The 15082-nt window shown below is 56.1% G+C and carries 11 protein-coding genes and 1 tRNA gene; 7 read left to right on the top strand and 5 right to left on the bottom strand.

From position 1 onward, the window contains the following. The first annotated feature begins 705 nt into the window (after positions 1-705). Both RUDLU_RS0119735 and RUDLU_RS0119730 read left to right on the top strand, forming a co-directional pair. Positions 706-1941, top strand: a complete 1236-nt coding sequence (locus RUDLU_RS0119735) for an MFS transporter (protein WP_019990150.1) — start codon at positions 706-708, stop codon at positions 1939-1941. A gap of 39 nt (positions 1942-1980) precedes the next feature. Next, positions 1981-2520: a putative metallopeptidase gene (locus RUDLU_RS0119730; RefSeq protein ID WP_019990149.1), complete on the top strand. Its 540-nt coding sequence runs from the start codon at positions 1981-1983 to the stop codon at positions 2518-2520. 35 nt (positions 2521-2555) lie between these two features. Here the strand turns inward: RUDLU_RS0119730 and RUDLU_RS0119725 are convergent, their stop codons facing one another. Then, positions 2556-2882: a darcynin family protein gene (locus RUDLU_RS0119725; protein WP_044130613.1), complete on the bottom strand. Its 327-nt coding sequence runs from the start codon at positions 2880-2882 to the stop codon at positions 2556-2558. A gap of 118 nt (positions 2883-3000) precedes the next feature. Next, a complete protein-coding gene (locus tag RUDLU_RS0119720) occupies positions 3001-4875 on the bottom strand; it encodes an ABC transporter ATP-binding protein (RefSeq protein ID WP_019990147.1) in 1875 nt (624 codons plus the stop codon). Positions 4876-5094: 219 nt separating this feature from the next. Here RUDLU_RS0119720 and RUDLU_RS0119715 point away from each other — a divergent pair, with 219 nt between their 5' ends. Continuing rightward, a complete protein-coding gene (locus RUDLU_RS0119715; protein ID WP_019990146.1) occupies positions 5095-7065 on the top strand; it encodes an ATP-binding protein in 1971 nt (656 codons plus the stop codon). Between the two features lie 173 nt (positions 7066-7238). After that, positions 7239-8600: a thioredoxin family protein gene (locus RUDLU_RS28885; RefSeq protein WP_019990145.1), complete on the top strand. Its 1362-nt coding sequence runs from the start codon at positions 7239-7241 to the stop codon at positions 8598-8600. A 23-nt stretch (positions 8601-8623) separates the two neighbouring features. Here RUDLU_RS28885 and RUDLU_RS0119705 read toward each other — a convergent pair whose 3' ends face one another. After that, a complete protein-coding gene (locus tag RUDLU_RS0119705; protein WP_245581693.1) occupies positions 8624-9352 on the bottom strand; it encodes a Nif3-like dinuclear metal center hexameric protein in 729 nt (242 codons plus the stop codon). A 293-nt stretch (positions 9353-9645) separates the two neighbouring features. Between RUDLU_RS0119705 and RUDLU_RS0119700 the strand changes: the two genes are divergently transcribed. The 3 genes from RUDLU_RS0119700 to RUDLU_RS0119690 all read left to right on the top strand — a co-directional run bounded on the left by RUDLU_RS0119700 (position 9646) and on the right by RUDLU_RS0119690 (position 12706). After that, positions 9646-11031: an MATE family efflux transporter gene (locus RUDLU_RS0119700; RefSeq protein ID WP_019990143.1), complete on the top strand. Its 1386-nt coding sequence runs from the start codon at positions 9646-9648 to the stop codon at positions 11029-11031. A gap of 243 nt (positions 11032-11274) precedes the next feature. Then, positions 11275-12561, top strand: coding sequence for a GTPase HflX (gene hflX / locus RUDLU_RS0119695; RefSeq protein WP_019990142.1), 1287 nt, complete (start codon positions 11275-11277; stop codon positions 12559-12561). Between the two features lie 73 nt (positions 12562-12634). Further along, positions 12635-12706 (top strand) — tRNA-Arg (locus RUDLU_RS0119690). A 164-nt stretch (positions 12707-12870) separates the two neighbouring features. On the opposite strand, the gene RUDLU_RS0119685 is transcribed toward RUDLU_RS0119690, so the two are convergent. Together RUDLU_RS0119685 and RUDLU_RS0119680 are read right to left on the bottom strand one after the other, a co-directional pair. Beyond that, the gene (locus RUDLU_RS0119685; RefSeq protein WP_027303222.1) at positions 12871-13533 is read right to left on the bottom strand and encodes an endonuclease III domain-containing protein; all 663 of its coding nucleotides are present in this window, start codon (positions 13531-13533) and stop codon (positions 12871-12873) included. Between the two features lie 86 nt (positions 13534-13619). Then, positions 13620-14921, bottom strand: coding sequence for an OmpA family protein (locus RUDLU_RS0119680; protein WP_019990140.1), 1302 nt, complete (start codon positions 14919-14921; stop codon positions 13620-13622). Positions 14922-15082: the final 161 nt, after the last annotated feature.

The following is a 15082-nucleotide window of genomic DNA, read 5'->3' as shown; positions in this document are numbered from 1 at the left end:
GCTCAAACACCTGTTTTCGGATTTGGGCGTTTCTGTCGGTTCCTACGCCCCGCCAATCAACCAACTTTGTATCGTTCAGATGGCGAACAAAGCTCTCCAGCGGATCCGACTCTGTCCACACCATCTTGTTTGTTTCTGTCCACACCCTCCTTTACCACCCTTACCGGTGGGGATTACCAATCTCCCACAAGCCACACCCGAATTACCTGACTCATAAACCCTTACCCTTTTCTGAGTACCAAGAACCTTCCTCTATCCAAAAACGAAGTGCTCCGGGATCGTCGGGTAAGCCCATCCGGGCTTACTCCGGCGGCCTGAAGTAAGTCAGGTTTTCGAAACGTATTTATTTAGCCATAAATCCACACCGTATGAAAAAGTATCCTGTTTCGCCGGTTCCTGACGCGCTCAAGCTATTTTTCGGAAGTTTAGCCCTTATTTGGCTCTGCGGCCTGCTGTTTTTCTTCTGGTCGATTCTGCACCGGATATAAGAATGTAAAAAGCATATTCAGTACTGGACATTCGGACTTCAGACACTGGACATTCAGACACTGGACATTAGACTTAATACCTTTAGATAAGGAGGTCTAACGTCTAATGTCCAACATCTAATGTCCAGTACTGAGCACTGTTCATTATTCCGACGGCCTCACAAAAACAGACCCTCCAGCACTGCGGATAAGCCACAGGGCGGTAACTTCGTGCCCTATGCTGACCGACCGCCGACTGCTCCTGATCTACGCCATTATTTTTATCGACGTTGTGGTTGGCTCAGCCATTGGCCCTATCCTGCCCGAGTTCGTCCGAACCACTACCCGACCCCAACTGTGGCTAGCGGCCGGTACGGGGTTATTTTTGGGTATGCAGCTGTTTTCGGCACCCCTGCTGGGTAAACTCTCCGACGGATACGGTCGCCGACCGATTTTCATTCTCTCAGCTGTGGGTACGCTGCTGGCAAATAGCCTGCTTTTTCCGCTCCGGCTCGGTGCTTTTCTGGCCAACCGGGTCAGCGACGGACTTACCAACGGCATGTATGCGACTGTCCGCTCGGCCATCACCGATATTTCGCCCAAAGAGCAGCTCTTCAAAAACCTCGGTATCGAGGGCTCCATTATCTCGCTCGGGTTTGTGATTGGCCCGGCGGTGTCGGGGCTGTTGCTTACGTTGCTCGACGCCCAACCCGGCCATCAGGCCCCGGTCGTGGTAATCATGGCCGTCACGCTGTCGGGGCTCAATGTGGGGCTGAGTCTGCTACTACGCGAAACCCGGCCGGGCACGTCGGCGGTTTCGGCGGGCGAATTGAAAAAGGAACTGATTCAAGCACTCAACGTAACGACCCTCTGGCGTCGGCTCCTGGAGAAAGACCGGCAGGCTCCCGGCCTTAAGCAGCTCGTGCTGATGCAGTTGGCACTGACCTTAGGCATTGGGTATTACTTCTATTTTGTCACGTTTGCCAGCTTTGGCCCGCTGCAGATGGATGCCCGCGACATCTCTTATTTTTTCATGTATTTCGGGGCGCTGAGCGTGGTTATCAGCTTTGTGTTTTACACTTACCTCGCCGACCGGATTCCGCAGGCGCGGACCATATTCTGGCTGGCAGCCCTATCGATACCGGTTCTGGCGGATTACGGACTGGTAGGTACGTCGCGGGTGAGTCTTTATGTGCTGGTAACGGTCGACTGCCTGACTATTTCGCTCATTCAGGGCTTGATTGAAGGGCTTATGGCCCAACGCACCACCGATGCCGACCGGGGCGAAGTATTTGGCCTCAATCAGGCTTTGCAGGGATTGGCGAGTTTTGCCACTACACTCGTTTTTGGTGGCTTGTCGCTGCTCGATCTGCGGCTGCCGTTTGGGTGGTTTGCGGCTTGCCTGGGCGTTGTGGCCTGGCTCGCGTGGCGGGTGCGGGGCCGCGAAAGTATGCGAAGTCATGGCGCTGCCTGACGTCCACCCGAGTCAAAAGAAGCCTTTTATCAACTGCCCATGTCCCGTTCCAACGCCCTTGCCATTCTGGCTCTTTTAGGTGTACTGAGCTGCCAACCCCGCCGGGAGCCTGCCCCCGAGCCCAAACAATACAGCGTACCGGCCGAGGTAGAACCGTACGTGAAGGCCTTCCGCGAGGTTGCTCAGACCTACGGACAAACCCTCCCCTCCGACAACCTGATTATCACATTTGGCCAACCCAACCGGGCCGATGCCTGTGCGCAATGCACCCTTGCCGCCGGTCAAACACCCCGGATTACGATCAAAATGGAGGATTTATGCTGGAAAAATGCGAGTGCCGCCGAACGCGAAGCGCTCGTTTTCCACGAGTTGGGGCATTGCTGGCTCAAACGCGATCACCGCGACGACCGGTTTCCGAATGGTGCGTATGCCAGCCTGATGAACTCCGACGACATTACGGTGTATGCCGTTTGCCGCTACCCTATCGGTGAACCCGTATGCGACAAGCGACCCCGCCGAGCTTACTACCTCGACGAGCTATTCAACCCCGCGACCCCTGCCCCAACCTGGGCACGCTAAGACTCCGTCAAAACCAGGTAACCGGGGGAATGCTCTCAACCGCCAACTTTCCCAAACGGCTTGAACCCGTTCTCGCGGGTTACAATCACCTCTTTTACCTCGATATACGGCTTACTGAACAATTCGGTGTCGCGCAGGGCCTCCATAAACACGTAATACTGATTGAGGTCGTTGCAGGAGATCATCATCACATCGGAGAACCGGGCATGAAACGCTTCGGCGTCGAATAGGCGCACCTGTACTTCCTGTTCGAAACGGGCAAAAAGGGGGGTAGTTTTTCGGTCGAAAAAAGCCTCGCGCTGACTCCGGGATAGCGCCAACCAGGCCGGTAATGCCTGATACAAAACAAAGATGGTGTACATGGGAAAGGAGGGAAAAGGGAGAAAGGAAAAGGGAAGAAAAGAAAAAAGAAAGTCGAAGCCATAACTCAAATCATCTCGTTTCTTGTTCCCTCTCTCCTTTCCTCCCTTCCTCCTTTTCCTATTGATACCCCCTTGCCTGAAGCTGAAACAGTTCGGCGTAGCGGCCACCCTGTGCCAGCAACTCGGTATGGGAGCCCAGCTCGATCAGGCGGCCACCTTCGAGCACCAGAATACGATCGGCCATCCGGACGGTGCTGAACCGGTGCGAGATAATCACCGAGCTTTTGCCTTCTGTGAGGCCCGCAAATCGTTGAAACACCTCGTATTCGGCGCGGGCGTCGAGGGCAGCGGTAGGTTCGTCGAGAATAATCAGCTGGGCATCGCGCATGTAAGCCCGAGCCAGCGCCACTTTCTGCCACTCGCCCCCCGACAACTCAACCCCTTTGTTGAACGAGCGACCCAGTTGCTGATCGTACCCGGCCGGTAGCTTGGCAATCACCGAATCGGCCAGGCTCCGTTGCGCCGATGACTCGATCCGGGGTTGATTGGTCCGCTCGTCGATATCGCCCACCGCAATATTGACGCCCGCCGACATTTTGAACCGGACATAATCCTGAAAAATCACCCCAACGTTGCGCCGGAGGTCAGCCAGGTCGTACTCACGCAGGTCGCGGCCGTCGAGCAGAATACGCCCTTCTGAAGGGTCGTACAAACGGGCGAGCAGCTTAACCAGCGTAGTCTTTCCGGCCCCATTTTCGCCCACCAGGGCCAGCTTTTCACCAGGCCGAAGCGTAAACGACAGGTTGCGGATCGCCCAGCGTTCGGGGGCGTTGGCATACTGAAAACCCACGTTCTCAAACACAAACCCCTCCCGAATGGGTTGCGGCACCCGCAGCGGTGCCCCGGCAGCGGGGTCGTTGGGCGAGTGGATTTTGGGTTGAATCGCGAAGTAATCAAATAAGTCCTGCAAATAGAGAGCCTCCTGTGTTAAGCCACTGAACTGCAACAGAATGCTTTCCAGCGAACCCCGTACCTGCCGAAACGCCCCCGCCAGAAACGTCAGGTCACCGAGCGAAATCTGCCCGGCTACAGCCCGGCCAATAATCCAGACGTAGGCCGCGTAATAGCCTGCCGTGCCTAAGGCCGTCAGCACTGTACCCCAGCCCGCCCGGCTAATGGCCAACGCCCGATTTTTGACGTAATACGTCCACGACAACGTCCGGAACCGATCGATGAGGAAGCCCGACAGGCCAAAAATCTTTACCTCCTTAGCGGTATCGTCGGCCGCGCCCACGTAGCGCAGATAATCCAGTTCGCGCCGTTCGGGGGTCCAGTTGCGCGAGAGCGAGTAACTCCGCTGATTGAAGTAATTGTCGGCGGCAAAGGCGGGCAATACGGCCAGCACCAGCAGACCAATGAGCCAGGGGTTGTACACCACCAGACCAGCCGCCAGAAACGCCACCGAAATGATTTCCTGCACCTGCCCGAATACCTGCGACAGCAACACCGTGCGGCCGGTGGTTTGTCGGCGGGCGCGTTCGAGTTTATCGTAAAAAGCGGCATCTTCAAACTGTTCCAGATCGAGCGAGGCCGCGTGTTCCATCAGCCGGATAGACGTTTGGTTGGCAAACAGATCGCCCAGCAGGCTGTCGAGCAGCGATACCAGCCGCCCCAGCGCCGTAGCCAGTACCGCTAAGCCAAACTCGGCCCCCACCAGTTGCCAGAGGTACGCGGTGTCGGGGTTAGGGCCCTGCGCCATGAGCCGCACCACCTCGTCGATAATCAGCTTGCCGACATACAAAGCAGCCGCCGGGATAGCCGCCCGTAGCAACCGCCCGAAAGCGTTGCCCAGAAACAGACCCGGCGAGGTTTGCCACACCAGCTGGAAAAAGGCTGGCAGGTTTTTGAGCGCACTAAACCGGTCTCGCCAGCTGAGTGCTTCACCGGCTGGTTGGGCCGGATTAGACGAATGAGACGCTTTACTTTTAGCCATACACAAGTACCCCTCCCGACCAAAGGCCGGTAGACAAACGTATCACAAAATGCCTGCCCGATTGGTTCAGCGCTACAAGCCTGAGCCTCTGCCTGAAGGCCGTTGAAACCGACTTTAATTCTGACCAACCGATGGGCATTCAGGCCCGATTAACTATCTTGTTTCTTTTATTGGCGTATATACCTTTCTCTCTACCCGTAGCGCATTCTGATGTAAACAATGTTTACTCCTCTTCATTCGGTCACTCGAACCCCAACACAGTCGGCAAATCCGGCGTTTCTGCACGGGCTGATGGTTTGCGTGCCGGTGCGTAGCCCGGTTGCGGGCAACAGTACCGACGGGGTGCTCATCGACCTCAACGAACGGGCGTTAGCGGATTTTGGTCAACCACGAGAACAGCTCACCGGACAGCCGCTCACCGCCTTGCTGGGCCTCCATCCGGCGGGCGAGTTACTGCATCAACTCACACAGGTTGCCGACAGTGGCCTATCGAGCCGGTTTGAAACCCAACTCCAATTTCAACCCGGCAGACAATCCGAGGGGTACGACGTTCAACTAACCCGGTTTGAAGGTCGGGTGCTGATCTACTATTACCCTCTTGCCCCCGATCAGCCCGAAGCGAACCAGCCTTATTCGGATCAACTCTCGGCGCTGGTACAAAATGCCCTGACAGGCCTGACTTGCCTGGAGCCTGTACACGACGACACCGGGGCCATTATCGACTTCCGGTACCTGCTTGTCAACCAGCACGCCATCCAGCTCGCCCGCAAATCGGCTGAGCAGCTCCTGGGCCAACGGATGCTCGAACTGTACCCGACCATTCAGGGGAGCCTTCTGTTCCACAAATGGCTCGAAGCCTACCAAACCGGGCAGCCAACGCAGTTTCTGAACTCGTTTACACTCCCCAATGGCCAAACCAGCTGGTACGAAAGCCGCACCGTCCGCCACGGCGATGTGCTCATCGAATCGTTTAACGACGTAACCGAGCAAAAACTGAGCGAGCTTCGGCAACACGATCAGGCGGCCCTGCTCGAACGGGTGCTCAACACCACCCAAAGTGCCATTTTGGTGCTCCGGCCTGAGCAGAGCGAAGCAGGCGACCTGCTCGATTTGCAGGTGACACTCGCCAACCAGACCGCCCGGCACTGGTTCAACCTGTCGGCGCTCGACCGGATGACCCAGACCTTTATGCCGATCGGCATGGCGATACCCGGCAATGCCTTTTTCGACACCTGCCAGCGGGTGCTCCAGTCGCGTATGCCCGAACGAACCATTTTCTCGTTCGGAAACCGGCAGTACGACATGGCGATTGCCCCCCTCAACTACTCGCTGACCATCTCGGCCTTCGACGTTACGGATCTGCAAACGCAGCGGGAACAACTCGAAATCAGCAATTTCGACCTCCGGCGTTCGGGCGAAAACCTTCGGCAGTTTGCGCAGGTAGCCTCCAGCGACCTCATCACTCCGCTCCGCAAGATTCTGTCGTTTACGGAGCTGCTGCAACAGCAATATTCCGATCAACTTAGCCCCGATGGTATCGATGTGCTCCGGCGCGTCTACACGGCCGCCCGGCGGATGGATATGTTTCTGCACGATTTGCTGGCCTATTCGCGGTTGAGTACTCAAACCCAGCACATGGAGTCGTTTGAGCTCTCAACGTTGATCAATGAGCTGGCGACCGAAGATCTGTGGCCACTGATTCATCAGAGCGGGGCGCGGCTTACCATTGGACAACTGCCGGTGCTCACGGCCAACCGCTCACAAATTCGTCAGCTGCTGCTCAACCTGCTCACCAACGCGCTCACGTTTAGGCGGGTGGGTATCACGCCGGAGATCGAGGTGAACGCGCGCCTTATTCCGTACACTGAACTTCCTACCATAGCTGTGCAAACGGCCGGTCAGGCTGAGCCTACAGGTACGGCTCTGTACCACGAGATCAGCGTGAGCGACAACGGAACCGGCTTCGAAGGCACCAGCGATGAACAGGTATTTCAGGCTTTTCTGCGGCTCAAATCCCGGAGTCGGCACGACGGGTCGGGGATTGGGCTTGCCATATGCCGTCGCATCGTCGAAAACCACCGTGGATATATTTCCGCCGTTGGCGAGCCTGGTGTAGGGGCTACATTTCGTATCTTTCTGCCAGCAAATGAAACGAGTCTCAGTACTGGACATTTGGACTTCAGACACTAGACCATAGACTACACCACTGAATGGTAGTACGTCTAACGTCTAGTATCAAACATCTAATGTCCAGTGATGAAGAAACAAGTTAGGAGTTGGTGGCTAAGGGTTAATAGTTTGGCATCTGCAAACCGTAAACCAAAAACTATAAACCACAAACTCTAAACTATATCCTCAGTCCCATGCGTCGATTTTTACTTCTGAGTGTTTTTGTTCTGAGCACCGGTTTAACCGCGATGGCCGACGGTGTTCGGTTTTTTCAGGGTTCCTGGGGGCAACTTTTAAGTGAAGCCAAACGCCAGAACAAGCCCATTTTTGTGGATGTGTACACTACCTGGTGCGGGCCCTGCAAACTGATGACGTCGCAGGCATTTCCCAACCCACGGGTGGCTGCCCGCATGAACGAACACTTTGTTAACTACAAACTCGACGCCGAAAAAGGCGACGGGCAGAGCATTGCCAAACGGTACGGTGTGCAGGGATACCCAACGTCGCTGTTTCTGACGCCCGACGGCAAACTGCTGCACCGGGCGATTGGCTACAATGGGATCGACAAGTTTCTAGCCGAAGCCCAAAAAGCGATTTCCGACGCCAAAGAGGCCCGTACAATGGCCATCTGGAATGCCGAATACGACCGGGGCGAACGCTCGGCCAAATTCCTGCGGGGGATGTTGCTCAAACAAACCGAATACGACCGCGCTACGGCCGACGTACTCGACGATTATGTGAAGGTGCTGCCCAAAGCCGATACCCTCGCGGCCGACGAGATCAAGTTTCTGAGCGATGTGCTGTCGACCACATACACTAAGGCTTATTTGCTACTCGCCAAACAAACGGCTTCGGTAGCGGGGCAAACGGCCAAGCAGCCCCTTCTGCCCGGTCTTACCAAAGCCCTGAGCCGGGCCGAACAGTTTGATTTTCAGGATGCCGTAGCGAGTCAGGACGAGGTACAGCTCGAACAGCTCATCAAGCATATCAACGCCCGTCAACAAGCACAAAACCCGGCTTTGGCCAAAACGCCGGTTGAGCAGAAGGCAATTCTGGAGCGCGAAGCCGACGCGGTTCGGTTGCGGTTTTACAGGGCGTCGCGGCTACCGGCTCACTACATTGCTCTCGCCAAAAAGATTGCCGAAACCCGGCTCATGACCCGTACAGCAGCCGAGTTGGCCCGGGCCGATTCGCTCGCTTACCTCCAGTCAACACCTACGGATCTGGGACTAACCGATTCAACGGCAAAAACGCCCCCGCAAGCCGACCGGTCGACGGTGTCCCGGTTGACGGCGCTGCAACTAAGCGACCTCGCCCGTAATCTGACCGAACAATCCGCCGACAAAAAAGACCTGGCGCAGGCTTTACGCTGGTCTGAGCGGGCAGTGCAGCTGCACAACCACCCCAGTACGGTGCTCGTACATGCCCGGCTGCTCATCCGGGCCGGTCGTCGCGCTGAAGCACAACGGCAACTCCGCGACGCTATTTCGCGCCAGCAACCCGACCATGATTCGGTGCCGATGCTACAAACCGAACTGAACAAGCTTAAACCCTGAATTACGGCTCGGTGACCCTAACCTCACGCGAGTTTGACTTTCACCGTCAGTTGGTTTGCGAGTACGTCGGCCATAGCCCGCAGGCCCCATTGCTCGCTACGGTGATGCCCGACGGCCAGTACACTCATCCCGCTCGACCGAACGGCAGCTTCGGCCGCTTTTCGGTACTGCCCGGTCAGGTACAGATGGGCGCCCCGGTCGCCAGCCTCCTGCACCAGGGCTGGCGTCATGGCACCCACCACCGCCACCCGATTTATCCGCTTTTCGGGATCAGCAACCAGCTCATCCAACCCACCGAAACCGCTCCGAATCTGCCCGGCCACATCGCCCAATAGACGAGGTACCCGGCAGTCGGCTATCATGCCGATGGCCCGCCGGGGTAGCTCCGGGCCGTCGGGGTGTGCGGCCTGTTTATAGCCAATTTCTTCGAGTGGCCCCAACGCCAACGCTTCGGCCAACGCTACGTTGTAGCCCATGGTAAACGTTTCATCGAACGGCAGATGATGCGCCAAAATACCCACGTCGGGCGGGAGGGCATCGGCCGGAAGTTGCCACGGCCGGTGCAGCCAAACGGCATCGAGCTCATCGTTTCTTACCCACTCGCCTATGTCGGCAACGGGTTCGAGCGCCAGACCCAAACGCCCCACCGGCCGCTCCGACGCCCGAAAAATTCCTCCCTGTTCGTCGGGAGAATACCGGTCGGTACTCAATAGCCGGGCCAGCCACTCGGCTAATTCCCGAAGAGACAGCATCTTTTTACCCATACCCAACCAACAGATTATCAAGCCTGTAGTTTTAAAAATTGAGTCAAAAAACGAACCACTTACTCAGTTGGACTTGACAAAGGGATTTTCTTTTCCCTACTTTTGTGCCTCTAAACTGCGCCCGATCTCTGCGGGTTGCCAATGCCCATGAAGCCCATTGCTTAAAGCCCCAAGCGGGTTTTCTTTTCTCTCCGACAACCACCCTCAGCGGTGGCTCTTCTCTTTTTTCATGGGTTGCCGATAGCCAGCGGGCTACGTCCGGCCTTTCTGACTTTTTCACAATGACTAAGTTTTTCGAGTTATTTCTGGCCGCATTGCGCGGTACAGAAACCAATTTTACATCAGGCAGTATCAACCGGGCTATATTTCTGTTATCGGTGCCGATGATTCTGGAGATGGTGATGGAATCACTATTTGCCGTAGTCGACGTGTTTTTTGTAGCTCGCATTGGCACCGAAGCCGTTGCCACCGTCGGCCTAACGGAGTCGGTACTGACCATTGTGTATGCCCTTGCCATTGGCATGAGTACGGCCGCAACGGCACTTGTGGCCCGGCGTATCGGTGAAAATAACCCACGCGGAGCCGAGCAGGCCATTGGTCAGGTTATTCTGATTTCGCTGACGGCCGCCATAGCCCTTGGGCTCCCCGGCTTTTTGTGGGCCGAAACCATTCTGCGGCTCATGGGGGGTAGCGAGCGGCTCATTGCCAACGGAGTCGGCTTCACCCGGATGATTTTTGCCAGCGCACCGGCCATTATGCTCCTGCACACCCTTAGCGGTTGCCTGCGCGGGGAGGGTATGGCCTCAGTAGCCATGCAATCGCTCTGGCTGGCCAACGGCATCAATATTCTGCTGTGTCCGGTGCTCATTTTCGGCTGGGGACCATTTCCTGAAATGGGCGTGATGGGGTCGGCTGTGGCAACCACCATCGGGCGGGCATCGGGTGCGCTGTATCAACTGGCCGCCCTGACGCGCCGGAGCGGTATTGTGCAGGTGCGCCGGGCCGACCTCACCCCAAACACCGACCTCATCCGGAGCCTGCTGAGTCTTTCGGCGGGAGGTACAGCTCAGTTCCTGATCGGGTCGGCAAGCTGGGTGTTTCTGACGCGGCTCGTGTCGAGCTTCGGTAGCGATGCCGTGGCGGGTTACACCATTGCCATCCGGATTCTGATTTTCACTATTCTGCCCTCGTGGGGGTTAGCTAATGCAGCGGCTACGCTGGTTGGGCAAAATCTGGGGGCGGGGCAACCCGAGCGGGCCGAAACCTCAGCCTGGCGGGCAGCCATTGGCAATATGGTGTTTCTGGTTTTGGTGGGCATTGGCTTTTACACTTTTGCGGCCGAAGTGGTGGGCATTTTCAACCGCGACCCCGCCGTGGTGGCTGTAGCGGTACAGTGTCTGCGGATTTTCTGCCTCGGGTACGTGGCTTATGCGTACGGAATGGTACTCACGCAGGCCCTCAACGGGGCAGGCGACACCCGCACGCCAACGCTGATTAACATTGTTTGCTTCTGGCTGATTGAGATTCCGCTCGCCTATGCCTTAGCCGAATGGCTGCATTGGGGCCCCGAGGGCGTATTCTGGTCGGTGGCCTTCAGCGAATCGCTGCTGGCGGTGTGTGCGATCGCGGTGTTCCGCCGGGGCCGGTGGAAAGCCGTTACGGTGTGATAGGAACGCTAACAACAGATCTCCGTACTGGACATTAGATGTTGGACATTAGACGTTATACCTACCTACAGAATGGTAGTAAGTCTAACGTCCAGTGTCTGAAGTCCGAATGTCCAGTACTGTAACAACCGATAATGAAAGGGTGAATACACCATCAAAATCGGTGCTAATCCCTTTTAATCGGTGTTATCCGCGTGCCATTCATCTCAGAAACTTTTACAAAAATAGACCCGTTATTTCTATATGATTGAAACACAAAAACAATTCACTGGCGGCCCGGCTGAAACCGCTGTTCTGGTTGCTTTGGTCACCCAAAAGCAAACCACCGAACAGACGAAGGAATACTTAGACGAATTAGCGTTCCTGGCCGAAACATCCGGGATTGTTACGAAGAAAACCTTTACCCAAAAACTCGAACGGGCCGATACCCGAACGTTTGTGGGCAAGGGTAAACTCGAAGAGATTCAGACCTATATTATCGATAACCCGGTCGACACCATCATTTTTGATGATGACCTGACCCCCGCGCAGGTGCGCAACCTCGAAGCGACGTTTAAGGACATCAAGGTTCTCGACCGGAGTTTGCTGATTCTGAATATTTTCTCGATGCGGGCGCAGACCGCTCAGGCCCGCGTGCAGGTCGAGCTGGCTCAGTACCAGTACATGTACCCGCGTCTGACCCGTATGTGGACCCACTTGAGCCGCCAGAAAGGGGGCGTGGGGATGCGCGGACCCGGTGAGAAAGAACTTGAAACGGACCGCCGGATTGTGCAGGACCGGATCGCCTTTCTGAAAGAAAAACTGGAGAAGATCGACCGGCAGAGCCAAACCCGCCGGAAAGAACGCGACCGGCTCGTGCGGGTATCGCTGGTAGGCTACACCAACGTGGGCAAATCGACCCTGATGCGGACGATGGCCAAAACCGATGTGTTTGCCGAAAACAAACTGTTTGCGACCGTGGACTCAACGGTGCGGAAGGTGGTTCTGGGTAATATCCCGTTTCTGCTGACCGATACGGTTGGATTTATCCGAAAGCTGCCCACCACGCTGATCGAGTCATTTAAGTCGACACTCGATGAGGTACGGGAGGCCGACATTCTGCTGCACGTGGTGGATGTGTCGCACCCTTCGTTTGAGGAGCATATTGAAGTTGTCAACGCGACGCTGGCCGACATTAAAGCCGCGGAGAAACCGACTATTCTGGTTTTTAACAAGGTAGATCAGTTTGTACCGAAAGAGGAGTGGGCACCGGAGTACGACGAGGAAGGCGACGAGCCGTTGGCAGTGGCTACCCGCCGGAAAACGGCTTTGGAATACCTCAAAAAGACGTATCTGACCAAAAAAGCAGATAATGTGGTGTTTATTTCGGCACAAACCCGGGAGAACATCGAGGAGCTGCGCGATTTGCTGTACAAACTGGTTCGCGAACGACATTTCCAGATCTATCCCAACTGGCTCGATATTCCACTGACCGACTTCGCGGAAGAAGGAGACGGCTACGGTTTAGAGGGAGCAACGACGGAAGCATAGTTGCTGAACTGCCCTTTTTTGCTCAATTTTGCATCCAACCTGTAAGGTTTTTAAAACCTTGCAGGTTTTTTATGGCACTGTAGTTCAACGGATAGAATAGGCGTTTCCTAAACGCTAGATCCGGGTTCGATTCCCGGCAGAGCCACTACTTCACCCAATAGGCGTTTGCTAAACGCTAGATCCGGCCGGGGGCGCGTTCGCCTTCGATTCCCGGCAGAGCCACTACTTCACCCAATAGGCGTTTGCTAAACGCCAGATCCGGCCGCGGTGGCGGACCACTTCGATTCCCGGCAGAGCCACTACGTCAGTTCATCGATGCCGCTCCACCCCTACCTGTTCGCAGTAGGCCAATACGGGGCAGGTTGAGCATTTGGGCAAATTACCCGTACAAATGTGCTTCCCGAACGGCATCAGCAGCCGATTCACATCAATCCAGCGGTCGCGGGGCACCCGGCGCTCCAGCTCCTTCAGGGTTTGTTCAGGTTGCCTGGTCTGCACATAACCCCAGCGGTTCACCACCCGATGCACATGTACATCGACGCTGATAGCCGCCTGCCCCGTGGCCACGCCCAGCGCCAGATTGGCGCATTTTGGCCCCACGCCCTTGAGCGAAGTCAGCACGTCAAAATCAGCGGGGAGCTGCCCGTCGAACTCATCGAGAGCCCGGCGGGCAATACCGAGCAGAGTGTACGCTTTCTGGTCGGGGTAGGTTGTGCCGTATAGCCGTTCGGTTAGCTCTTCGACGGTCAGCGTGGCCAGTTGCGCCGGGGTGCGGGCCACCTCAAACAGACGCAGCGATACCGGAATGGTGGTTTCGTCGAGGGTTCGGATCGAGACAATACAGGAAATCAGCTGTTCGAACAGGGTATTGTACCCTCGCTCGGCCAGTTCGAACATGGCGGCTTTAGGGAAAGGCGCAACGGCCTGGGCAATGGCGTCGAGTACGACGTCAAGATCGAAATTCGGTTTCACGTTGAGGGGGCCAGGGTCGCCCGGTTCAGCATCCGGTTCGGAACCGGCGAGACCTGAAAGAGAAAACCCCAGCCCCCACACATTGTTCAGGACTTCGTGATCACCATCTCGACCCGCCGGTTTTCGGGCCGTTCTTTGAGCCCCCGGTTGGTATTGATGGGCCGCGAGGGGCCGTACCCAATCGTTTCGATTCGAGCAGCGGCAATGCCTTTACGCACCAGATAGGCTTTTACCTCATTCACCCGGTTGCGCGACAGCTCGACGTTGGCGTCGAAATCGCCCACGGTATCCGTATGGCCTTCGAGCCGGATGCTCATACCCGGATTTTCGCGCATCAGCTGCACCAGCCGATCCAGTTCGGGGAACGACTCAGACTTCAGGTCAAACTTCGATACGTTGAAGTAGATATTTTTCAGCGTCACCTTCGTGCCGGCTTCAATGGGCACCAGGTCAAAATCGCGCAGTTTATCGGCTTTAGTCACCGTCAGGGTGTCACTTTGGCTGAAATACCCTTTCGCTTTGGCCGTAACGGCATACACCGAAAGCGGCTCTGCGGCAATCTGATAATTACCAGCCAACCGGCCACTCAGTACCGAATCGGCCGAATTGTTCCCGTCCGACTCCGCCCCCGACAACAGTTGGTACGTGACCGTAGCTACGATTGGCTTCTTTGTTTTGGCATCACGCACGGTTCCCTTCATGGACACCGAAGGCGCCGGAGCTGGCGTGGGTTCGGGCTCGGGCGTCGGCTCTACTTTGGGAGCCGGAGCGGGCTTTGTAGGGGTAGCAGGCGGAGGGGTACGCCGGGCCTGCACATCGGGTTCACGAGCGGGCGGGGTACGGTTTTGCTTCGCGGGGTTGGTTATGTGCACCCCCCAGAAGTTGAAACAGGTTTGGCCGGGCCGGTTTCGGTCGCTGCACTCAAACAAATCGAACACCTCGTAGCCGGGCGTGATACGCTCAAAATATGCCACAAAATCAACGCGTTCGCCCGCTTCAACATCCCGGCGACGGTCGTTCGGTTGGCGCTCTACCGGAATATTCTCGGCCCGGATAAACTTAAACGCTTTCTCACCCTGATTCACGTACAGCCGGGCCGAAGCCACAAACGTAATTGTATTGCCGTCTGTTCGTCCATATTCCTCCAGATCTTTCGGTAAGGGGAAAGGCAACCGCCGGGGCGTATTTCGGGGAAAAACGGATTTCTGCGACGACCGATATCGCATGTAAATAATCGTGTACTGACTCGTCAGCTCAACGCGCTGAATAAGCACATCCGGGTCGTTGGCTTCATCGACCCGGGGCCGCTCAGTGGTGTACTGAACCGTTTGGGCCCACGCCCCGCTCCCAATCACTACCGTGAGCAACAAGGCCAAAAGAAGTCGCATTTTTATCATAGCTGTGTTTACTGATTAAGCCCGTTATCGGTTTGGTTTTCAATGCGGAGAAAAACCAACCCCTCAAAACCCAAACCTCATTCCCTGTTGGTAACGCTTAGAGTCGGTTGGGTATTGAATGGTTTAACGGATCCGCAAAGTAAGCGTTCAGG

The sequence above is a fragment of the Rudanella lutea DSM 19387 genome (assembly GCF_000383955.1).
Classification (GTDB): Bacteria; Bacteroidota; Bacteroidia; order Cytophagales; family Spirosomataceae; genus Rudanella; species Rudanella lutea.
This window is presented reverse-complemented; position numbering and strand designations above follow the sequence as displayed.